19 protein-coding genes are annotated in these 22387 nt (G+C 67.3%); 12 read left to right on the forward strand and 7 right to left on the reverse strand.

What is annotated here, in order from left to right; all coding sequences use genetic code 11:
- From ENSA7_RS45140 to ENSA7_RS32455, 3 genes are all read left to right on the forward strand, one after another.
- Positions 1-262, forward strand: a 262-nt coding sequence (locus tag ENSA7_RS45140; protein WP_219908099.1) for a hypothetical protein, incomplete at its 5' end; no start/stop codon positions are given.
- A gap of 1296 nt (positions 263-1558) precedes the next feature.
- Entirely contained in the window at positions 1559-3028 is a 1470-nt protein-coding gene (locus ENSA7_RS32450) for a leucine-rich repeat domain-containing protein (protein WP_146158392.1), read from the forward strand.
- 270 nt (positions 3029-3298) lie between these two features.
- The gene (locus ENSA7_RS32455) at positions 3299-3862 is read left to right on the forward strand and encodes a hypothetical protein (RefSeq protein WP_106093292.1); all 564 of its coding nucleotides are present in this window, start codon (positions 3299-3301) and stop codon (positions 3860-3862) included.
- A 7-nt stretch (positions 3863-3869) separates the two neighbouring features.
- Here ENSA7_RS32455 and ENSA7_RS32460 read toward each other — a convergent pair whose 3' ends face one another.
- The gene (locus ENSA7_RS32460) at positions 3870-4241 is read right to left on the reverse strand and encodes a hypothetical protein (protein WP_106093293.1); all 372 of its coding nucleotides are present in this window, start codon (positions 4239-4241) and stop codon (positions 3870-3872) included.
- Positions 4242-4243: 2 nt separating this feature from the next.
- Entirely contained in the window at positions 4244-4840 is a 597-nt protein-coding gene (locus ENSA7_RS32465; protein ID WP_106093294.1) for a ClpXP protease specificity-enhancing factor SspB, read from the reverse strand.
- A 198-nt stretch (positions 4841-5038) separates the two neighbouring features.
- Here ENSA7_RS32465 and ENSA7_RS32470 point away from each other — a divergent pair, with 198 nt between their 5' ends.
- The 7 genes from ENSA7_RS32470 to ENSA7_RS32500 all read left to right on the forward strand — a co-directional run bounded on the left by ENSA7_RS32470 (position 5039) and on the right by ENSA7_RS32500 (position 14028).
- On the forward strand, positions 5039-6196 hold the full coding sequence (locus ENSA7_RS32470; RefSeq protein WP_106093295.1) for a lysylphosphatidylglycerol synthase transmembrane domain-containing protein: 1158 nt from the start codon (positions 5039-5041) through the stop codon (positions 6194-6196).
- 129 nt (positions 6197-6325) lie between these two features.
- The gene (locus ENSA7_RS32475) at positions 6326-7915 is read left to right on the forward strand and encodes a tetratricopeptide repeat protein (protein WP_181234321.1); all 1590 of its coding nucleotides are present in this window, start codon (positions 6326-6328) and stop codon (positions 7913-7915) included.
- Between the two features lie 230 nt (positions 7916-8145).
- The gene (locus tag ENSA7_RS44440) at positions 8146-8985 is read left to right on the forward strand and encodes an energy transducer TonB (protein WP_181234322.1); all 840 of its coding nucleotides are present in this window, start codon (positions 8146-8148) and stop codon (positions 8983-8985) included.
- Positions 8986-9011: 26 nt separating this feature from the next.
- A complete protein-coding gene (locus tag ENSA7_RS32485) occupies positions 9012-9680 on the forward strand; it encodes a MotA/TolQ/ExbB proton channel family protein (RefSeq protein ID WP_106093297.1) in 669 nt (222 codons plus the stop codon).
- Positions 9664-10134, forward strand: coding sequence for an ExbD/TolR family protein (locus tag ENSA7_RS32490; protein WP_106093298.1), 471 nt, complete (start codon positions 9664-9666; stop codon positions 10132-10134). Before ENSA7_RS32485 ends, ENSA7_RS32490 begins: the two co-directional genes overlap by 17 nt.
- A gap of 2 nt (positions 10135-10136) precedes the next feature.
- Complete coding sequence (locus ENSA7_RS32495) at positions 10137-10685, forward strand: ExbD/TolR family protein (RefSeq protein WP_106093299.1); 549 nt, start codon at positions 10137-10139, stop codon at positions 10683-10685.
- A gap of 85 nt (positions 10686-10770) precedes the next feature.
- Entirely contained in the window at positions 10771-14028 is a 3258-nt protein-coding gene (locus ENSA7_RS32500; protein WP_106093300.1) for a TonB-dependent receptor, read from the forward strand.
- 90 nt (positions 14029-14118) lie between these two features.
- Here the strand turns inward: ENSA7_RS32500 and ENSA7_RS44445 are convergent, their stop codons facing one another.
- Together ENSA7_RS44445 and ENSA7_RS32510 are read right to left on the reverse strand one after the other, a co-directional pair.
- The gene (locus ENSA7_RS44445; RefSeq protein WP_181234323.1) at positions 14119-15009 is read right to left on the reverse strand and encodes a hypothetical protein; all 891 of its coding nucleotides are present in this window, start codon (positions 15007-15009) and stop codon (positions 14119-14121) included.
- A gap of 150 nt (positions 15010-15159) precedes the next feature.
- Entirely contained in the window at positions 15160-16533 is a 1374-nt protein-coding gene (locus tag ENSA7_RS32510) for a serpin family protein (RefSeq protein ID WP_181234324.1), read from the reverse strand.
- Between the two features lie 158 nt (positions 16534-16691).
- Here ENSA7_RS32510 and ENSA7_RS32515 point away from each other — a divergent pair, with 158 nt between their 5' ends.
- Together ENSA7_RS32515 and ENSA7_RS32520 are read left to right on the forward strand one after the other, a co-directional pair.
- Positions 16692-17357: an MBL fold metallo-hydrolase gene (locus ENSA7_RS32515; protein ID WP_244923982.1), complete on the forward strand. Its 666-nt coding sequence runs from the start codon at positions 16692-16694 to the stop codon at positions 17355-17357.
- Positions 17354-18178: a biotin--[acetyl-CoA-carboxylase] ligase gene (locus ENSA7_RS32520; protein WP_181234325.1), complete on the forward strand. Its 825-nt coding sequence runs from the start codon at positions 17354-17356 to the stop codon at positions 18176-18178. Before ENSA7_RS32515 ends, ENSA7_RS32520 begins: the two co-directional genes overlap by 4 nt.
- A gap of 165 nt (positions 18179-18343) precedes the next feature.
- Here ENSA7_RS32520 and ENSA7_RS32525 read toward each other — a convergent pair whose 3' ends face one another.
- The 3 genes from ENSA7_RS32525 to ENSA7_RS32535 all read right to left on the reverse strand — a co-directional run.
- Positions 18344-19936 (reverse strand): hypothetical protein, encoded by a 1593-nt coding sequence (locus ENSA7_RS32525; RefSeq protein WP_106093304.1) that lies wholly within the window; start codon positions 19934-19936, stop codon positions 18344-18346.
- Positions 19937-20087: 151 nt separating this feature from the next.
- A complete protein-coding gene (locus ENSA7_RS32530) occupies positions 20088-21224 on the reverse strand; it encodes a 4-phosphoerythronate dehydrogenase (RefSeq protein WP_106093305.1) in 1137 nt (378 codons plus the stop codon).
- A gap of 28 nt (positions 21225-21252) precedes the next feature.
- Positions 21253-22387 (reverse strand): FG-GAP repeat domain-containing protein (locus ENSA7_RS32535; RefSeq protein ID WP_146158393.1); only part of this gene is annotated, 1135 nt, incomplete at its 5' end.

A 22387-nucleotide genomic window follows, 5' to 3' on the forward strand; every position in this document is an offset into this window, starting at 1 on the left:
CACCACCACCACCACCACCACCACCACCACAGAGGTGACCATGAACGACAAGCGACGTGAAATACGAATTTTGGCCGAACAAGTGACCGCGCACAGCCTTTCCGAACCTCGTTCTTCATCCGGTGAGCGGGGAAACTCAGGCGCGCATCGCCACAACGCGACTGAACCTACGCTGCTAAGTGATATGCTCTCCGCGACCTGGGATTCTGTGTGTAAGCCGCATGTCGCCTCCCCTAGTTCCAAAACGCCGGCAACGACCTAACAGCAACAAACGGATCCGCTATGCAAGATGACGCGAAAAAAATCCTTTGCATCTGACTTATCAAATTACGACGTACCACTACGATGACCCACCAGGCTCCGCGCTTGGCGCCTCATGGTTAACTGTCGCCACCCCGCCCATGTGTACGACTCGGATCCAAATCCGGGAGTCCTTACACCCGAGACCGCGATCATGGCGGGCGCAGTCATGAAAGTGGTTAGCGGTCGTGGCTCCGGCGAAACTGAGGCATCTGCCATTCGGTCGGCGTTGAGTGTGTTGGCCGCTCAAGTCAACGCTCACATGAGTACGCCGGGAGATCTTGCCCACGAGGCCGAGCGCGCAGTTTCAGAGCCAGGCCGAGATCCGGCCCGCCGGTAACCGACACCTGGCTGGCGGTCCACAGCGCCCGCATCATGGACGCGATCTCGCGCGCGTTTGCGGCCAGCGGATCCGGAAATGATCCGGACTCGGACTCTTCCCTAGCCGGCCAGCAGACGGAGGCCCGAGTGGGCCACCCGCCCTGCTGGAGTCTCAATTTCGCGCCCCAGTCCGCCTTGCGAAGCCCAAGAACCGAGCCGGACCCTTCAATCTCGAGCCCAACGCCACCGAACCAATACACGACGGCAGGATGGCTCACGCGACCACGCCATCCCTCTGTCGACCGCTGATAAGGCGCCTGCGCAGCCACTTCGACGCCCGCAAACCGCCGCAGCCAATACGTGCCCGCCGGAAACACCGCCGGCTCACCAGCAAGCAGCAATCCACGCGCAGCTGCGCCTCTACGAGGCCAACGTGCGGGACTCCTCGGGCGCTCGGATTGGCCAGCAGGTCAAAGCCGAGTATGAGGCATTCGGCGGGGCGCAAATCACTGGGCGGCAAACGGTGCGGCGCGGACGGCCGTCCAGAAGCCACTCGAGAGCCGGGGTCGTGGCTTTGACGAGGCGAGCAAGGTCTTCCTCGAAGAGATCTTTGCGGGGTGGAAGAGCGAGCGTTTGTTCGGGCGCCCACACGGCGAGCAACAGATCCGCGACGCGGTCACGTCATGGGCCAGCACACAAAACATGAACGTGAGCGATGAAGACTTCGAGAAATTGGTGGACTACGCCACGGGCGCGGTGAACAGTGCGACCTCTGCAGAGTACAACCGCAACCGGCCCATACCCGCGTGGAGCACGCCCTAAGGAGCCTGTGGGATCCCGGTCGCTGGTTCAGGCAGGAACGATGCTCGCGGGAGTGGTCGCCGCGTGCGTCTCGCACCAGCCGGGCGCGGGCCCACCCGACGACCATAGGTCGGGGGTGACCGCGGATCGCGAGGTCGCGCATGCACTGAGCGACGTGGCCGTCGAGCACCCCGGCGAGCTGCTGTTGCTGCCGCACGGTGTCGCTGAGTCAGTCGGCTCGGTCACCATCGCCTGGCTATCGAGCGACGACGACCTCGACGTGCTCTGCGGTCTCCCGCGGCTCGAGACACTCACGATAAAACAGGCGTTCACAACCAGGGTCGAACTCAGCTGCGAATTCCCACGTCTCGAGCAACTCACGGTCGCGGGGGCGGCCGTGCAGGGCGTGGCGCCCAACGCGAGCTTGCCGGCGCTGATCGAGCTGCGTGTCTCGGACACGTCGGTCACGGGGATCGCGGGACTCCCCAGTGCGCCGCAGCTGCGCTCGCTGTCCATGGACTCGGTCCCTCACTTTTCATGGGAGCAACTGCGCAGCTTTTCCGGTCTCGAACACTTGAGCGCCAGGGACACCGACTTCTCAGATGTGGATTTGGCGGCGCTGGTCGGGCTGCCACTGCGGACCCTCGACCTTTCGTATACAAAGCTCTCGACCCTGAAGCACCTCGCCGAGATGAGAACGCTCTTGACGCTGTCCATCAATGGCGTGGACTTGCAAGACGGGGCGCTGAAGCGCATCCCTGAATCCGTCGCTGAACTATCTCTCATCAACCTCGAGATTGATCCAAGCGATCTCGCCCACCTCGCGCAGGTGTCCAAGCTGACGCTCAATGCGTCTCGGCTCCCTGACGTCACGCTACTGCCGCTGCCGAAGTTGCGTCAGCTCGCGCTACGCGGCGCCGATGTCCGGGCGTTGTCGGTTGGCAGCTCTCAGCTTCAGATCCTCGACGCGACCGCGGCAGCGCGCTTGCAGCAGATTGAGTGCATCCCAGGCTGCGCACCAGAGGTGCTGCGTCTGTCCGAGACCGTGGTTTCGAGTATGCCCGCGCAAATGAGTCTGGCAAACTTGCACACCTTGAGTCTCGACCATACCCTACTGGCCGATTTTGGCTTCTTGGAGCAGAGCGTTCGCCTGCGTGAGCTATCCTTGGGCCACACTTCTATCGTGGATTTGACCGTGCTTTCGACAGCCCAGGAGCTGGTCAGCCTCGACATCCGCTGCACGGATGTCGATAATTTGGCGCCCATATCCGAACTCGACTTGAGCGAGGTCGTTGCCTCCGGCACCCACATCACGGTGATTCCCGCTCGCCTACTGCGGTCCCTGACGATGCTCGACTTGTACAATACGCCGCTCGCATCTCTCGCGGGCGAAGTCGAACATTGTGCGCTCCGGCGACTCGACCTCGCCTATACGGACTTTCATGACCTGGGGCGTCTCGGCGCATGTGTCGAGCTCCAGTCACTGCAACTATGTGGGGCGGGCGGACGCGCCGTTCGTGCGGTCGAGGTATCTCCCGTACTCCGAGCGGCCGTCGATCGGGAGTGTCAGGCAGTGGGATTTATCGACGAGTGTATCCGACCATGACAAGATTGCGGACAAGCTGGCGCGCGGCGAATGCGCCGGGCACTTTTCGACCGTATTATATATTGGAAGGGAGGCGACGCGAGCGGGCGGAGGGGGTACCCGCGGAGCCAGCGACCTGGTCGTCTCCGATGCCTTCGACGTTTGGACCCCGAGCCGACTCGCGCGACTCAGAGGCACCTACAGGCTTGGCGCCGTCATCTAGCAGGAGCAAGCCCCGCGCGCATCAGCGCGTGACTTCCACCGACCAGCGCCCTAAACTCCAACCAGCCCATGCAGGCCCCCAGCTACACGTCAGTGTGCCTCGCCCTCGTGAGCGTGGTGATCACTGCCTGGTCGGTCCACCGAGCATGGCCAAGTTGGCGCTTCGATCGCTTCGCGCTGCGCGGGTTCGACTCCCCCGGCGAGGCAACGGGCCCGTTTCGGCAGCCCGACCCCACCCTGCGGCCGCTGTATGGTCACGAGCGCGACCCGGGCAGCTTGATCATCTTCACCCTCCACGTCCTGGCCAGCGTCGGGGGCATCGCGGCGCTCTCCAGCATGATGTGGTTTGCCGTAGCGATCGTCGAAGGCGCACCGTGGGCCGCCAGCAGCGTCGCCGCGGTCGCGGGTTTGTTTGCGGCGGTGCTCGCGGCGCCGATGTGGCTGGGCAACCGCACGCTTCACGGCATGCTGGGCGGCGTGCTGGCGCTGTTCTTGTTTGGCTTGTGGCCGCCAGCGGTGCCGTTGTTGCTGGTGATCGTGGTCATCCAGCACGACCTGATCCGCCGCCGCTTCATCGCCGACGACCGCGAGCAAGCCCGCCGTGAAGCCCACGAGCGCGAGCGTTCGGGCTAGCGCGAGCTCAACAGCGCTCGGCGTCGGCCAGGGTGGTCGCCGCGGTCACGCACTTGGCGTACTCGGCCCAAACCAGCTTGCCCCGCAGCTGGATCTTGCGGTTGGCCGCGATCACGCAGTTCGCCTCGAGCTGCCCGACCAGCGCCTCGGCGCCGTCGGTCTGATCCTCGCCCACGGTCTCGTGCACCAGCTGGATCTTGTGCTGACACACTTGCTCGGGCGTGGGCGCGTGAACCCAGCCAAACCAGAACACGAACACCCCGACGATCATCAGACCCAGCAAGATCACGGAGACCTTGCGGATCACGGTGCGCATGGTCGCCATCTCCTTGTCGGTGATGGACGGGCCGTCGTTTGGATCGGGTGCGCGATCAGCCACGCTCAACTCCCGCCGTCGATGACCTTGAAGGCCGAGCGCCGCCGCTTGGCTTCGTCTTCGCGCTGTGGGTCAGCCTCGGCGACTGGGCCCACGCTCGAGCCCGAGTTCACGCTCGCGGCCGCTGGCACCGCGGCGGCCTTCTTGGGCTTGCGGCGGTGGGGCTTGCTGGGACCGCCGACCCGACGATCCTGGGCGGTCTCGTGGTCGAAGGTGTTGCTGAGATCGCCGCCAGCTGGCAGCGGGCCGGTGGTTGGCGGCTGGCGACTGCGCCGGACCGACTCGGGCATGTTCTGATCCAGCACGATCCCGCGTCCGGTCGCTCGATCTGCGACGACGTAGACAGCCTTCCACGGGAAGCTGCAGCGGGTCACGTAGCCGCCAAACGACAGGTCCGCGCCGATCGAGTCCTCGCTGAAGCTGAGGTCGAGCGGGTAGCTGGCGTCGAGATCGATGATCAGCCGCTCTTGCCACTGCTCGCGGATGAAGTCCGGACACACGACCCCTTCGCACGACGCGTTGACGTGCAACCTCGGGCACCGCCCGGCGGCGTAGAGCGACTCGACGACGCTCTGGACCACGCTCTGGACCGGATGGACCATGCATGCGCACTCTAGCGAACTTCGGGAATCTCGGCGAGGGTCCTCGCGCAGCGGCTGGCGGCGCGTTCCACAGGCGCAAATGGACGAGCCTGCACACTGTTTTTTGCGGGCGTCGCCCGGGAGCTCGGTGGTCCAGCGCGGCTGCCGGTGTGAAAGCGCTTGCCCGGGGACCGATTTTGCTAGAGTTTCACGCACGTCGTGCGACCCACGGACACGGGAGAGTCTGGTCAGAGCCCGGTCCCAGCGGGCCCGACAGAGGGCGGCGATCAACCCAATCGAGCAGCGCCGCGCCAGCCGAGCGCGGCGCGGCGGGGGGTCGCGTGGGTCGGCTCGATCTTTGCGGCGGCGCTGTTGCTGGCGTTGGTGGTCCGGTTTGGCCGAATTGATCTGTGGCCAGATCCGCTGGTGCTGCCGGCGCCGTGGCTGTTGGTGGCCGCCTGTGCCATGCAGATCCCCTACACGCTGACCCGCGCGCTGCGGCTGCGCTTCGTGCTGGATCCCCTGGTCGAGCGCGCGAGCGGGGGCGCGGCAACGCGGTTCGACTGGCGGGTGCTGCAGGGCAGCGGGATGCTCAGCTACCCGATCGTCATCATGCTGCCGTTCCGGCTGGGCGAGCTGTCGCGCCCGCTGTTGCTGACGCGCGCGGAGCAGCCCGGAGTTGGCTTCGCGGAGTCGGTGTCGGCGATCGCGGTCGAGCGGGTGGTCGACGGGCTGGTCGTGGTCGGCATGCTGTTCTTCGGGCTCGGGTTTGCGAACCTGGCCGGCGATCAAGACGCGCCCGAGGCGATCGCGTACGTGCGCGGGTTCGGGCGGTTGATGGCGATGACCTTCGTGCTGGGGCTCGCGGTGCTGCTCGCTGCGGCCGCGCGCCCGAGCCTGCTCGAGCGGATCGTCAGTCGCACGGTGCCGGGCCAGCTCGGTCGTCGGGCCGCCGCGGCGGCGGGTCGGATCGCGGGGACAATCGCGGTGCTGTTCAACTGGCGGCGCGGGCTGCCGTTCTTGCTGTGGTCGCTGGCGTACTGGTGCCTGACGATCTGCCAGCTGTGGCTGGTGCTGCTGGCGTGCGGTCTGCAGCTGGACTTCGCCGACGCCGCCGCGATCGTGGCGATCGTCGGCCTGGCGATCCAGCTGCCCGGCGGCCCGGCCCAGGCGGGGAGCTTTCAATTCGGGATGGCGGCCGCGCTCGGCCTGCTGACCGCGCCCGCCCAGCACGCGGCCGCGTCCAGCTTCGCCGCGCTGATGTACCTGCTGCAGCTCGGCGGCGCGTGTGCGCTGGCGCTGCCCGGCGCGTGGCTGCTGGCCCGCGCCCGCCGAAGCACCCCAGGCGCCCCCGCCACGACCGAGCGGGAAGCGTAAGCCGGTTGCGAAAGGCCCGTTGGTCTGCGCAGTCCGCGAACAACGCGAAACCCGATGGCCCCCAGGTACCCAAATGGGTATCCTCCCCGCCATCGCGCCGGACAGCCCGCGCGACCAGGAGACCCGCGAATGCCCAGCTTCCGTAGCGTCCTCACGCCCATCACCTTGGGTCTGATCCTCTCCCTGTCCGCCTGCAAGAAGACCAGCGACGGCACCAAGGTGCCGCGCGGCATGTCGAAGGCGGAGGTCGAGGCCGAGAAGACCAAGGCCAAGGCTACGGCCAAGGTCAACCAGCTGATCGTCCAGGCCAACGAGGCGCTCGGCGCCGGGCGCTACGTCACCGCCCGCAAGATCGCCGAAGACGCGCTGGCCGAGAACCCCGACAACGCCGACGCCTACGTGGTGCTCGGCGCGGCCAGCTGGCGCGCGGGTGACTTCGCCGCGTCGACCGAAGCGCTGCGCAAGGCGATGGAGCTGGATCCCACCAACTTTGGTGGTGGCGTGGCGCTGGCCCGCAACCTGCGGGCCGCCAGCGCGTACGACGAGTCGCTGCAGATCCTCGAGCCCGTGATCGCGTCCGAGGCCGAGGATTTCCAGGGCAAGTCGTGTGAGCAGCTCGAAGACTGCGAAGATCTCGGCGGCTGGTGTGACATCGAGGCCAAGGTCTGCAAGCCGCCCGTGCTGGTGGACACCCGCGTCGCGCAGCTGTGGGCTCACTACCTCACCCTCGACACCGAGCGTGGCCCCGCCGTCGCCGACGAGGTGTTCCTCAGCGGCGCCTCGGCGGCCGACGTGACCAACGACGCGATCCGTGGCTACGCCGACTTCCTGCGCGCGTTCGCGGGCAAGGGCGAGCTCGTCACGATCGAGGGCGAGAAGGGCACCTCGGACCTCGGCCTCGACATCTATACGGGGCTGCTGCACACCTTCGCCGTGGTCGGCGGTGAGCCCAGCCGCGCGCTGTTCTCCCCCGTCCAGATCGAGTCCCGCATCGACCGCGAGCTGGCAGAGGCGCTGAAGCTCGAGCCGCTGGGCAGCACGACGCTGCTCAACCTCGGCGAGTACGAGGTCACGCTGATCCCCGAGATCGAGATCAACGGGATCAAGATCAAGAATGTCCCTGCGCTGATCGACGACCTGGAGATCTTCTCGGCGGGTCTGCCAGAGAAGGCCGGCGTCGTCCTGGGTCACCAGGCGCTGCACAAGCTCGGCTCGATCGTCGCCGACCACCCGAACAAGTCGCTCACGATCACCAAGGCCGCGCCCAGCACCCCGCCAGCCGGGGCCGCCGAGCGACCGCTGATCATGCTCGACCAGTGGAGCCTGCACATCCCGGCCACGCCGATCAGCATCGACACCGCCGAGAATGAGTTCTGGGCCTGGTTTGGCTACGCGAGCCCCGCCGCGATCACCGTGACCGCCAAGTCCTACCTCGAGAGCGGCCACCTGCCGCGCGAGATCGAGAACCCCGAGGATCCCGAGAACGGCCGCAAGATGGTCTTCGCCGACCCGATCTCGTTCGGCAGCGTCAGCGTCCCCGGGATGGGCGCGCTGGTCTACCTCGAGCAGCCGGGCGAGCCCCAGCTGGCGATGGTGCGCGGGTTCTCCGGCTTCCAGCTCGGCGGGTTCGTCAACGTTCCCCTGCTCGAGCGCCTGAAGATCACCTGGCTCTACGGGCAAGGCAAGATCTGGGTCGAGCTCCCGCCCGCCGCGAAGTAGCTCGGCCCATTTCAGGTCCGGGCCTCAGGTCCGCCAGACAGCGCGAGGGTCACCGTGACCTTCGCGCTGTTTGCATTTGTCGTCTGGTGACCCGTTTGTAACCCGGCTGTGACCGCGAATGGCGGTGGACGGATCGCACGATCTCGACCTGCCGGCAAAGAGTCGCTTGTAACGGTGCCGAAACTAAGTCGGCACTCATCGGACAAAACTCGCGGCTAGTGTTCTCCTCGGTGTTCAGCGGATTCAACGTTCGCGGTGACGTACACAGCGCGTTCTTCGAGCGCAGGCGCTGGGAGTCGCTGGTCGGCGCGGTGCTCGTGGTTGGTGGCGGGTTCGCCAGCGCGTTCTACTTTGCGAGCCTGGAGGCCGAAGAGCCCGTCGAGCTCGAGGTCGTCGAGGCCGAGCTGCAGAACTTCGACATGGAGGAGGAGCTCGAAGAAGAGCCCGAGCCCGAGCCGCCGCCTCCCGAGCCGCCGCCGCCCAGTGACAAGCCGGTCAAGCGCAGCGCCAAGCCGACGCCGCAGCCTGACATCCAAAACCCCGACCGCGTCGACGAGAACCCCGAAGAGGGCGACGTCAACGATCAGGGGCCCGGCTACGGCGGGGGCGGCGGTAGCAACGATCAGGGCGGCAAGGGTGATCCGGGCGAAGCGGCCAAGCCCGAGCCCAAGCCAGCGCCCGAGCCCAAGCCGGCGCCCAAGCCCAAGGCCGACAAGTTCCCCTACAACCCCGACAAGCCGATCGAGCGCCCGGCCGAGGCCACGGTCCCCAAGCAGATCGGCGGCGACGCGCCGGTCTACCCGCCCGACCTCAAGAAGCGCAACATTACCGGCAAGGTCAAGGTCCGGCTCACCATCTATAAAGATGGGTCGGTCAAGGGCGCCAAGGTGCTCGCCAAGGACAACTCGGTCGACGCTACGGCCGAGCCCGACCTCCACGCCAAGGCCAACGCGCTGCTGCTCAAAGCCGTCGCCGCGGCCGTCCAAACCTGGAAATTCAAGCCTTCGACCGTCAAGGGCAAGCCGATCTCGGTGTTCTTGACCGTCACGATCCCGTTCACGCTCACGTGAACACTCGCCAAGACAGGAAATCCACCATGGATCTCAACATTCTCCACATCTGGGAAACCATGAGCCTGCTGTCCAAGATCGTCGCGATCACGCTGGTGATCATGGGTCTGGGCTCGGCTTACGTGACCATCGAGCGCGTGCTGGTGCTGCGCAAGGCATTCAACGGCTCCGCGGTGTTCGCCAAGGTCAGCCGGCCGCTGCTCGACGACCTCGACCTCGCGTCGCTCGCCGATCTGGCCAAGGGCAAAGAGTATGACAAGGCGCCGCTGGCCAAGCTCACGAGCATGGGCCTTGGCGCCTACAACCGCCACGCAGGGGCCAGCGAGCGGCTGGAGCTGGCGCGTCGGGACCTCGAGCGTCGGCTCGACGAGCTCGGCGCCGAAGCTCGCGGGGGTATGGGTTTTCTGGCCTCGGTCGGCTCGACCGCACCCTTCATTGGGCTGTTTGGCACCGTGATCGGCATCATCGTCGCGTTCCAGGGGATCGCGGCGGCCGGCGGCGGCGGCATCGAGGCGGTCTCGGCTGGTATCGCCGAGGCGCTGATCGTGACCGCGATGGGCCTGGCCGTGGCGATCACCTCGGTGTTGATCTTCAACTATCTGTCGGCCCGCTTCGACAAGCTCGACATGGCGATGCAACACGCCGCGGGCGAGCTGCTCGATCACCTGGAGGCGCACGATGGGCGTTCAGCTTGACGCTGGCGGCGGCGCTAACAAGGTCAAGCCAAACATCAATGTCACGCCGCTCGTCGACGTTGTCTTGGTCCTGCTGATCATCTTCATGTTGGTGATCCCCAACATGCAAGAGGGCGTGCCGATCGAGCTGTTCAAGGCCAACAACGCCGAGAAGGACGAGGACGAGGTCGAGCCGATCACCGTGTCGCTCGCGCGGATCGACAGCCCCGACGGCGACGAGGTGATCGGCTACTACATCGGCGAGGCCGAAGGTGATCGCCAGGTGACCCGCGAGGGCTTGATCGCCGAGCTGACCAAGCTCCACGCCGCCGACCCCAGCCGGGTGCTGCTGTTTCGCGGCGACGCCCGGATCGAGTACGGCGACGTCCGCGAGGTCTTCCACGAGTGCCAGAACCTCGGCTTTGCGTACATTCAGCTGGCCGTCGGCGCGCAAAAGGAAGGCTGGGAGAGCTGACCATGGCAAGCCTGAGCAACAAAAAGCGCGGGTTCGGGCGCAAGCCCAAGGCCTCCGTCTCGCCCGACATGAACGTGACCCCCCTGGTCGACGTCGTGCTCGTGCTGCTGATCATCTTCATGGTGCTCGCGCCGGTCGTCAACGCGCACTATCTCGGGCGCCTGCCGCCACCCGACGACAAAGATCAGCAGCTCGCCGAGGCCAACCCCGACAACTTGCCGCTGGTCATGCGCGTGACCGAGCGCGAGGGTGACAGCGGGCAGATCGAGCCGGTGTTCAGCGTCGGCGCGATCGAGCTCGAGCGCGAGGACGCACCCGATCGCCTGGGTCGCCTGCTCGCCGGCCGCGCCGACAAGGTCATCTACGTCGACGCCGCCAACGAGACCGATTATGGCTATGTGCTGCAAGGGATGAGCTTCGCCAAGGACGCGGAGAACGTCGTCAATGATCTGGTTCGCGAGCAGGCTCGGGACGCCGGTCAAGACGTCGCCGCTGTTGCGAGCCTGCGTGTGACCGCAGTGCTGGTGACTCGCGAGATCCCGGTCGACTGAGGCGTCGACGCTTTCACTGATCTGCGCTCGCGCTCGCGGCTGGCCCCAGGGGCGCCGCGGGCGTGGTGCACCCACGAACCGATTCATGCAACGAGATCGCAGTCAGGCTCCCGCGCTCGGATGGTTGTTTCCTTGCTTCGCCGCGATTGTGGGGTGGGGCTGGTCCGCGACCAGCGTCGCCGCGCCGCCCGAGGATGATGGTTTCAGCTTCGAAGATGGCAGCGACGACGAGGAGAGCCCGCCCCCAGCCGATGAGGGCGGCGATGAGCTGATCATCGCGCCCGTCGACGCGCCCGTCGACGCCCCGGACACCACCGAGCCACCGGACGACGACGAGTGGGAGGACGAGTGGGAGGACGACGGCGAGCTGTCCGAGGACTCGGGCTTCAGCTTCGAGGACATCTCGGAGGATCAAGAGGCCCTCGACGCCGAGCTCAAGTCTGGCGAGGTTCAGGCCAAGGGCACCGTCGGCACGGTCTCGGGCGTGGTCCGCAACGCCAAGCGCGAGCCGCTGGCGGGCGTCTACGTGCGGGCCCAGGGCACCAAGTACGTCGCGCGGACCGGCGTCGACGGGGCCTACACGCTGCAGCTGCCGCCGGGTCAGTACACCCTGCTCGTCGAGCTGGATCTCTACCAGAGCCGCGAGCTGGCGGCCGTCGACGTCGTCGGGGGCGAGGTCGCCACGCAGGACGCCGAGCTGGTCCCGATGGTCGGCGTGCTCGAGACCTTCGAGGTCTCCGACGATCTCAACCTCGAGGCCGAGGGCGCGCTGCAGGAGTCGCGCAAGCAAAAGACGTCGGTCAACGACGGCATCGACGCGACCGAGATGAGCAAGTCCGGCGGCGGCAAAGCCTCGAGCGTGGCGGTGCGGATCGTCGGCGCGACGATCGTCGATGGCCGCTACCTGTTCGTGCGTGGGCTCGGGCATCGCTACGGCAACACCTTGCTCGACGGCGCCCGCGTGCCCAGCCCCGAGCCAGAGATCCGCACCGTGCCGCTCGACGTGATCCCCTCGGGGGCGCTGTCGGCGATCGACGTGCAGAAGACCTTCACCCCCGAGGTCCCCGGCGACTTCACGGGTGGCTCGACCCAGTTCGTGACCCGCGACGCGCCCGATGACCCGATGATCACGATCGGCGTCACCGGTGGGGTCAACACCAACACCTCGTTTGCGCCGATGGTCACCCACGCGGGCCACGCGGGCTACGACTTGTTCGCGCTCGGCAACCTCCCGCGCGCGCGACCGGACAGCTTTCCGAGCGACGAGCGGGTCGGCCGTGGCGGCACCAACCGCGACGCCGCGCAGGTCGAGGCCGACGGCAAGGCGCTCGACACCCGCACCCGGGTGATGCGTGGCGCCAACGCGCCCGCCAACTTCGGCTTCAAGCTGTCGGCGGGCGACAGCTGGAACTTCAGCGACACGGGCGGCAAGTTCGGGATCCTGTTCGCGGGCGGCTACAAGAACGAGCACCAGACCAACCGTGAGCTGGTCCGGCTGTTCGGGCTGCGCGATGGCGTGCCGGACATCACCAGCCCACGCGTCGACCTGGACTCGCTCAAGACGGTCTACACGACCAGCTACAGCGGCTTGCTCAAGCTTCAGCTCGACGCCAACCCCAACAATCGCTGGGCGCTGACCGGCTTCTACTCGCGCGAGGGCCAGGACGAGACCCGCGACATGTACGGCGAGGTTCGGGATGTCTCGCCCGGCGAGTACCTGAACTACACCCGGCTGCGCTACGTGATGCGGTCGATCGCCTCGGTCCAGCTGACGGGCAAGCACAAGATCCCGCGGGCCGCGAACCTGGAGATCGACTACTTCGGATCGTTCGCCCAGGCCCGCCGCGATGATCCGGCGCTGCGCGAGATGTTGTTTCGCGACGACGAGAACGTGGGTGACTTCGTGATCGACAACGGCGCGGGCCCAACCGGGAGCCAGCTGTTCCTCGGCCTGGTCGACAACAACGAGAACGCCGGCCTCGATCTGAGCCTGCCGTTTCGCCAGTGGAAGGGCCTGGACGCCAAATTCAAGCTGGGCGCGTGGGTCGACGCCAAGCAGCGCTCGTTCTCGGCGCCGCGCTATGACTTTGCCTACGCGAGCGGCGTGCCGATCCCCGCCGGGCGCGACAACCCGGTCAACGACGAGACGATCGGCGGGGGCGTGAGCGTGGGCAACGGCGGCACGCGACCGTTCATCTTGTGGGACCGGACCCGCGCCCAAGACGGCTACGAGGCCTGGTCGCGCAACCTCGCGGGCTACGTCTCGCTGGACCTGCCGTTCGTCGACTGGTTCAAGATCTCGGGGGGCGCCCGGCTCGAGTCCAACGTCATCAACGTGACGCCGGTCGATCCCTTCGCCGCGCCCGACGACAAGGCGTTCGAGAGCTCGCGGCTGGTCGATCTCGACGTGCTCCCGGCCGCCTCGATGATCTTCTCGCCGCGCCTGCCCGAGGGCGGCGGCGACTTCAACATTCGCCTGACCGGGACCAAGACGCTCGCCCGCCCCGAGTTCCGCGAGCTCGCGCCGTTCTCGTTCCGCGACTACGTGGGCGGGTTCAACAAGCAGGGCTTCCCCGGGCTGACCTCCACCGACGTCTGGAACGCGGATCTGCGCTTCGAGTGGTTCCCGCGCCGCGCCGAGGTCGTGGCGATCAGCGGGTTCTTCAAGCACTTCCAAGATCCGATCGAAGAGGTCATCGGCGCGGGCAGCAACCCCGCGGCCTCGTTCGCCAACGTCGACAGCGCGATCAATGGCGGCGTCGAGCTCGAGTTTCGCAAGGCGCTCGACTTCCTCGCGCCCAAGCCCGCCGTGAAGGCTCGCAAGATCCTGCGCGACCTGTCGATCGGCGCCAACTTTGCGTACATCTATTCGCAGGTCCAGCTCGGCCCGCCCTGTCACCTGCCGGGCGAGATGGCGATGCTCGACGGATCGATCCCCGTCGAGGGCTGCCGCGTCGAGTATCAGGTGTCGACCAGCCGCGAGCGCCCGCTGCAGGGCCAAGCGCCGTGGATCGCCAACGCGTTCCTCGACTACGACAACGCCGAGTTCGGCACCAACCTGCGCCTGATGTACAACGCCGTCGGGCCGTACATCGCCCAGGTCAGCGGTCTGGGCCTGCCGGACATCTACCAGGAGCCCGTGCACTTGCTCGACTTCACCGCCTCGCAGCGGCTGCTGGCGTTCAAGCGCAACGACTGGGGCGACCTCCGCAATCAGCTGTTGTTGAGCCTGGAGGTCGAGAACATGCTCAACACGCGCCTGTATCGGACCCAGGGTGATCAGCTCGTGTACAGCACCCGGGATGGGATCAGCTTCACGGTTGGGCTGACCTGGAAGTACTGACGACAGGGCCCGATCCGAGCCAGATCCGAGCCAGATCCCAGCCCGATCCGAGCCAGACGACAGCTCGTCGCCTGGCTCGGCGAGTCCGGCTCAGAGCCCCTGACGACGCGTGATCGTCGAGTACCAGGTCGGCGAGGTGTCGCAGAACTCGGGCAGCGCCACATACTCGCGCGCGCCGTTGACCCAGACCTCGAAGTCACGACCGTCGACGACCTCGCTCACGTGGGTGCCGTGCCATGCCGTCACCGTCTCGCCGTCGACCGTGAAGTCGAGCTGGTGGCCGAGTTGCTCGCCGCACCCGTCGGGCTCGAACGGGCCATCTTGGATATACGGGCCGCACACCTCCGCAGTCCGGCTGGTGTCGAACGGGACCGTGTACAGACCCTTGGATGGCTGCAGGACCGAGCCGGTCTGGAAGCCCAGGCGATCGCCATCGACGACGTCGACGTCGACCCACAGGTCCGGCCAGTTGTGCCAGCCGGGCTCGTGGTGGATCTGGACCTGCGCGACGGCACCTGCCTCGGGCAGGGTCAGGAGTGGCTCAGCGTCGAACATGATCGAGAAGTCGACGGTCGGGCAGTCGAGCACGAGCTCGTCTGGGTTTCCGTCTGCGATCGCGCAGACCTCGACGAAGTCCTCGGGCACGTCGTTGGGGAAGTCGCCATCGGTGACGTAGAGCACCCAGCCGCCGAGGTTGGTCTCGCTCACGCAGCTGAGATCGCCGTCGCCGTCTCCGTCTCCGTCCCCGTCTCCGTCCCCGTCTCCTTCCCCGTCGCCGTCACCGTCGCCGTCCCCGTCTCCTTCGCCGTCCCCGTCGCCATCCCCGTCTCCTTCGCCGTCGCCGTCACCGTCTCCATCCCCGTCCCCCGCCGTCTCGTCGTTGTCGTCGGTGCCCTGCGGTGGGCCCGAGCTGTCGCCACAGGCGACGCTGAACATGACCAGGGCCGGCAGCAGTGCACGAAAACGATGTAAGTGAGTCATGGTCGGCAACCTAGCACCTGACAAAAAGTCTGGCATCTCGCCCGGTGCGGGCGACCTCTCACGACTTCGGTGACAGTCGAATTCTCGACCTACGGAGGTCGCGCAGCGGCGCCAAGACTGGCTAGTTCAGCAGTCAGCGCGCACGGGTACTCAGGCCGGGGTTGGCTGCGTCACGCGACCCATGAACAGCATGGTCCCGGTGTCGCGATCACGCAGGAGCAACAAGAACGGCCGATCAAACGTGACGCTGTATTCGGCCGTCGGCGGCTCAGACGGCGTGAAGCCCAGCCCGTTGACGATCGCCGTCGCCGCGGCGCCCTCGACCCCCGCCTCATCGACGGCAAAGAACACCTGGTGATAGATGTCATCGATGAACACGCCGCCGCCCGGATAGGCGTTGTCGAACCCCCCGCCGAACGGGGCCTCCATCCCGAGGCTCATGAACGACGAGCGCAGGGCCAAGCTCGCTTCGGGCTCGATCTCGAAGCGTGGCAAGCGGAGCTCGACATGGGTCGTGACGAGCCCGTCTTCGATCGCCTCGAGCTGCTCGGGGTCGAGCCAGGTGTCGAGCGCGTCACTATCAACTGGAGGCAGTATCAACGTCAGGCTCAGCTGGCCTTCACGCAGGGGCAGGTCGACGACCTCGAACCCGTCGACGAGCGCGTATCCGACTGAGACAGCGTCCTGCCTCATCATGGCCACGCTGGTCTGGCTCCCGTCACGCAGGGTGAAGGGGGCAGGCGCGGTCGCGGAGTCAGGGAACGCCTCGGCCCACGGCGCCTTCAGATACAGGGTGTTGACCAGCACGGACACGGTCCCCCCGAGGGGCGACAGATCTACGATTGAGCTCGGTGGAAGCAGCTCGCTGATCCGCTCCTGGGTCTTGTCCGACACCCACTGGTTGATCTGCTGCCGTGACGGCTCGCCCTCGCGAAAGTCCACGAGCTTGACGTCCGCGCCGTAGTTCTCGGCGAGCACGTCGAGGTAGCTGTCGAGCACCGGGAAGTCGAAGTGAACGAAGAAGCGATTGTTGCTCAACAGGATGATCGGCGGGTTGTCCTCGTCACCGACATCGTTGCGATCAGCGAGGGCGAGGTCGACATAGTTCATGACCTCGTGGGTCGGCGCTTGCCCGAGATCGAAGCGCAGCACCTCGGCCATCTCGGTCTCGGTCGCCTCGACGGCGCCTGCCCAGGACATGCCGAACGCCGAGCGCAGGCAGTACGGCGAGAGAATCAGGTTGTCGCCCGCCTCGACCTCGGTCGCGCTCACTTCGCCGTAGAGCTCATGCGCGAACGCTCGCTCGCCCAGCCGCATCTGCTCGAGCTCGGCGGTGCTCGGGCTCGGGGTGAGGTTGCGGGGGACCTCGCTCTGCGCGGACTGTGGGCTGGCCGGGCCGGTCTCGGTTCCGGCGGACTCGGTGCCGTCAGCCTCGTCGACTGGGGCCGCGTCGGTGCCGCAGCCGAGCGCGAGCGCGGCGAGGCACAGGGGTAGGACTCGGGCTGGGAGGGCATGCTCGATCATGTCGAAGCCAATCATTCCAACATAACTAACACGGACGCGAGGGGTTCGCAGCTTGGATGTCAGGTTCCTGATTGAGCCGTTGGAACGGCGTTTAGAGCCTTGGTTGGGCTGCCATGACCTTCGGGCGGTGCTGCGCGGGCGGTGCTACGTTCCGGCGCGTGCCCGAGATCCCAGCACTGGAGATCGTCCAGCTCGAGGTCGGCCTCCTGCAGAATTTCTGCGAGGTGATCGGCTGCCCGCGCACGGGCAAGGCGGCCCTCGTCGATCCAGCGTTCGAGGTCGACCGGCTCATGAAGATCGTCCGCGAGCGGGCCTGGACCGTCGAGACGATCCTGCTGACCCACACCCACGACGACCACGTCGCCGGGCTCGACGAGGCGGCCGCCGAGACCGGCGCGGTGGTCCGCTGTCACCCACTCGAGGTCGACGTCGCTCGCCGATTCGCGGCGCGGGTGGAGCCGGTCGCCGACAGCGAGGACGTGTGGATCGGCGAGGGCCGCATGCGGGCGATCTGGGCCCCGGGCCACACGCCTGGCTGCGTGTGTTGGTACGGCCCCGAGACCGAGGGCCTGGTCACCGGAGACGTCCTGTTCGTCGGCTCATGCGGCGGCGTGTCCTACGAGGGCTCGGACCCCAAGGCGATGGTCGACACCCTGCAGCGCAAGCTTGGCAGCCTGCCCGAGCAGACCCGGCTGTACCCTGGGCACGACTACGGCAAGACGCCGACGAGCACCTTGATGTGGGAGTTCGCCAGCAATCCAGCGCTGCGCGCTGACACGCTCGAAGCCTTCTGTGCGTACAAGCGCGTCGCGGTGCCGACGTGAGCGCGAACAATCATGGCGAGCACGACGACCTCGCCCAGCTCGGCCCGCTCCTGACCACCGCGCGACTCGGACGCGTGCACGAACACCACGAGCAGCTCGGCTCGACCAACGATCGCGCGCTCGAGTGGCTCGCCGCCGGAGCTCCCGACGGCGCCCTGGTGACCGCCGACGCGCAGACAGCCGGGCGCGGTCGCCTGGGCCGGCCGTGGTCGTCGCCGCCGGGTCAGGACATCTACGCGAGCGTGGTCCTGCGCCCAGGCGCGCCCTCGGCCGCGTTCGGATCGCTGGCGCTGGCAGTCGGCGTCGGCCTGTGCGAGGGGCTGTCCGCGGTGTTCGGGGATCAGCTGCCCGGCCTCGCGCTCAAGTGGCCCAACGATCTGCTGCTCGACGAGCGCAAGCTGGCCGGGATCCTGTGCGAGAGCCGCTGGCGCGGACGCGAGGTCGAGCTGGTGATCGGCTTCGGCCTCAACGTGCACCGCGAGGCCGAGCAGTTCGAGCCAACCCTGCGGCCCAGCGCGACCAGCCTCGCCCTCCACCTTCGCCCAGATCAGCGCGTCGGCCGAGCGGCGATCCTCGCCGCGCTCCTGCACCAGCTCGAGCTCGAGCTCGAGCGCTTCTTCGCGGGCGGCTTCGCGGCGATCCGCTCGCGCTACGAGTCACGCTGCCTCGTAATCGGCCGCAAGATCCAGGTCGAGCAACCCGACGGCCAGCGGATCGCCGCTGTCGCAATCGGCCTCGACGACGACGGCGCCCTGCGTGCCCAACCCCCCGACGGCGGACCAAGCTTTCGAGTCCAGAGCGCCGACGTGTGGTTGTCGTGAGCAAGCTACCCTCGCGGACAGCTCGCTCGCTCACGGAAGCGCACAACAGGCCGGACGAGGTCCCTGCCCGAAGGTTCTGGCGCGGCGGAAAGCCACCCGAAGTCCAAATCATTTCGCCGAGGGCAGAGACCTGCCCTCGGCGAAACCCACGCTAGACACGAGCTCCTACAGCAGCGGCTCGTCGATCACGACAAAGTCGATGTCATAGCTGAGCTCCCGCGCCCCCTCGGCGCAGCTCATGTCCAACACAGCGCGCTGCCGCGAGTAGCTGAGGATCGCAGTGTGCACAGCTCCCTCATCGGCAAAGCTGACCGCCGCCCCCGGTTGCAGGTAGTTCGCGGCCCCCCCAACAGCCAAGTCGACATGACGCTCGACGGTCGCGCAGCTGGCTTCCACCTGCCAGGGGCAGCTCACGCCGGGGATCGCCACCAGCTGCCGGCCGACCGCCGGGCCGATGTGGACAGGGTCGCTGCCTCCACGCAAGTAGCGAACGACACGCACCGCCAGGCCAGACTCGGCGACTTGCGGCGTCAAACCGTCAGACTCGAGCAGGGTCACGCGAAGCTCCCGCTCCCCATTGCTCCCGTAGGTCTCTTCGAAGCGCAGCAGCTCATCGGCGGCGAACGGCACGGCCGCCGCCGGAGCGCACAGGTACCAGGCGTAGGGGCTGCCCTGGTCGGCGAGCTCGCCACCCAACATGTACACGTCCTGCAGCTGCAGCTCGAAGCAGCCGTCGGCGCCAGGCTCGACGGCGAGCAGGCGGGCGTCGTCGGGGATCGACAAGGGCCAGTCGATGCGGGCCTCATCCGCGGGCGCCTCACAGCTCGCGGGCTGCTCGGGCGCGTCGGTGCTGGGCCTGAACCGGATCGACCCGTCGCCGAGCCAGGTGCTGCGGCCGTCCGCGTCAAACTCGACCCCGACCGCGCCGCTGCCCAAGGACTCGGGCGAGAAGCTCTGGCCGGGCCACCACTGCTCGGGCAGCTGGCTGAGGTTGTGGACGAACAAGATCTGCGGCTCGATGCCCTCGCCAGCGATCCACGCGGCCGAGCACTGGCTCGCGTAGTTGGGCTGCATCTCGATCGCCACGTTGGTGCGGTTCGGGAGCACCCAGTGCTCGGCGTCGCCGAACGCCTCCTCGCCGAGCAGGCGGCCGGGATCACTCGAGACATGGTCACAGTCGAGCACCACATCGGCGCGCAGCGGTCGAATGTGCAGGGCGACGTCGAAGTCGTTGGCGTTGTTGACGATCACGTTGCCAAACACGTCCTCGTACCACCCGCCGTCGGGGTCGACCCCAAACCCACTGTCGTCTGAGGTCGCGACCGTCGACCACAGCCCAAACACGCTCAGCGCGGCGACGGCGGTCCGCTGCAGGGGCACCAGCGCAGGCAGCTCCGCGTCCATCTGGGGCACCAGCAGCTTCCACGAGAGCAACAAGAACGGCAGCGCGATCAGGTCGGTGGGATCGCAGGTGATGACCCACGGGTGGCCGAACACGCCCATCAGCGCAGACCACTGAGCGGCGAGACCAGCCGACAGCTGAATGCCCGCGAACACGGCCCCAACCGCGACGTGGCAGGCCAGCAGCGCACGCCGGCTGCGCACACCCAGCAGCGTGGCCAGCAATACGGGCGCCACCAACATCCCCGCGAAGTCGCTGAGCTTGCCGGTCGCCAGGTCGGGCAGCAGGCCCGAGCCCTTGAACCAGTGATCGTTGGCGACCAGCAAGGCGAGCGCGCCGACCCAGGTCGGGGTCAAGAGCGCGCGCGCCGGTCGAAGCGAACGCGGCTGTTCGGCGGGCGAGGGGGACGAAGTCGGGGAGGCATTGAGAAAGTCAAACATGGCAGGTCTCCGGTTGCGCGGGGGTAGTCCCGAACACCCCCGACCGGTTCAACGCCCGCTCAAATGCCTACAGAAGCTCGAAACCCACGGTTTGGAGCCATGCTTGGCGCTGGGGGTCGGGCGCGAGCTCGCGCGGGACCCTCCAGGATCGAAACTCACGGCGGAGCTGGTATCCGCGACGCAGCTGCTCGAACGCGCGGGCCCGAGCGGGTCCCGGGAGCTGGGCGAGCGCCCGGACGCGGGCGTCGTCGCCGATGAAGTCGATGACCTGTGTCGGGAGCTCCCGCTCGAATGGACCGGTCAGCGTGCGCGCGGGCAGCTGGTCGCTGCCGGACCAGGTTGGCGGGCGCTCGAGCTGCGCGCTGACGGCCTCGTGCATCATGCGAGTGGCCGCGAGCTTGGCCTCGAGGCTGTAGCCAGCGACGTGGGGCGAGGCCAGCAGCAAGCGTGGATCGGTCAGCCGCGCGGGCGCGAGCTCGGGCTCGCCGTCCCAGACGTCCAAGATCGCCGCGGCGACGTCGGGACGATCGAGCGCGCGGTCCCGGATCACGGCGCCGCGGCTGGTGTTGATCAACAGCTTGCGGCCCGCGAGCGCGGGCGACTCACGATCCACATAGGCGAGCGTCGCGTCGCGGCCCGCCGGGATCAGCGGCACGTGAAAGCTGACGATCGAGCAGCGCTGCCACAACGTGTCGAACTCGACGAAGGGCTCGGCCTGGGCCTGGGCGGGGAGCCGAGCCCGCGGTGGATCACAGACCAGGACCTCGTGGCCGAGGGTGCGTAGCAAGTGGGTGAGCCGGCTACCGACGTTGCCAAGCCCGACCACCCCGACCGGGCCGCTCGAGATCGTTGGGGGGAGCTGATGCTCGACGACCGCGAGCGCGGCGACGACCCACTCGGCGACCGCCCGCGCGTTGCAGCCCACGGCGCTCGCGAACGCGATCCCGCGGGCTTCGAGCTCAGCGAGATCCAGGTGATCCGTCCCCGCGGTCGCGGTCCCGACCAGCCGCAGGCTGCCCACCTGATCCAGCAGCGCCCGGTCCACGCGGGTGACGCTGCGGACGATCAAGATAGTGGCCCCCAGCTCGGCCAGGCGCGCTCCCGTGATGCTCGCGGCCGGCAGACAATGCAGGCGCCCGAGCCCCGCGAACGCTGGCTGTGCGTGGGAGATCGCATCGTCGACGACGATCACGGGGTCGCGCACGCAGGCACTGTAGCAGAGCGCGGGGCGATCAGGGATCAGACACCATCACCGTCAGCCCCTGGCCGCCCACGACCAGATCGTCGACCCCATCATCGTTGAGGTCGGCGACGAGCACAGCCCGAGGAAACTCGACGTCGGCGAACGCGGTGAGGATCTGCGCCGACAACAGCTCGCCGGGGACCTCGGAGCCGCGCAGTAGCTGCGTGGTGTGATCCTCGTTGTTGATGACCGCGAGATCCATGAACCCATCGCTGTCGAAGTCACCGACCGCCGCGCCGAGCGGCCGGGCGTCGGTGACGAGGTTTTGATTCGAGCTTGCGAACCCCCCCAGGCCATCGCCGAACAGCACCTTGACACGATCGAGGTCACTCGAGACGGTCGCCGCGTCGAGCCGACCGTCCAGATTTAAGTCGACCAGCACGCTGGCCTGTGGCTTACCGTCGATCGGGGTCAGGGTTGCGCTCGCGAAGGTCCCGATGGCGGATCCCGTGAGCAACGCCAGCGACTGACCGGTTCGATTGGCCACCAGCAGGTCCAGGTGCGCGTCGCCGTTGACCCGGCCAAGCGCGATCGCCCCAGGGTGGGCTCCGGTGGGGTACGAGACGGCGCCAGCGAAGCTCGCGTTGCCAATCCCCATCAGCACGTCGACGACGCCATCTGCCTCGCACACGACCGCGAGGTCGAGCGCGTCATCGTTGCCGAGTCTCGCCAGGGCCATGGCCGTCGGTCCGTTGGAGGTCGGAAATGAGAAGCTGTTGGCGAAGCTGCGATCGCCATTCGAGAGGTAGACGGAGACGACATCTCCGTCGATGCGCGAGACGATCAAGTCGTCGTCGCCGTCGAGATCGATGTCGCCAGTGGCGATACCCATATACTCGCCAGCTTGCCCGGGCAGGTCCCGGAGCACGGGGAACGTGCCGTCACCGCCGCCAAACAACACCAACACGTCATCCTTGCGGGTCACCGCCAAGTCGAGGTTGTTGTCACTGTCGAAGTCGGCGACCGCCAACGCTCGAATGTTGGCGAGATTCAGCAGAGGAAGCGCGAAGAAGCAGATCTCGCCGGGGGTGATGATGCCGTCTCCGCACGCCGAACCGCCGCTCTCGTGTCCGCCGCCGCCCCAGTCTTCGCCCCAGTCTTCGCCCCAGTCTTCGCCCCAGTCT

The organism is Enhygromyxa salina, assembly GCF_002994635.1.
Classification (GTDB): Bacteria; Myxococcota_A; Polyangia; order Nannocystales; family Nannocystaceae; genus Plesiocystis; species Plesiocystis salina_B.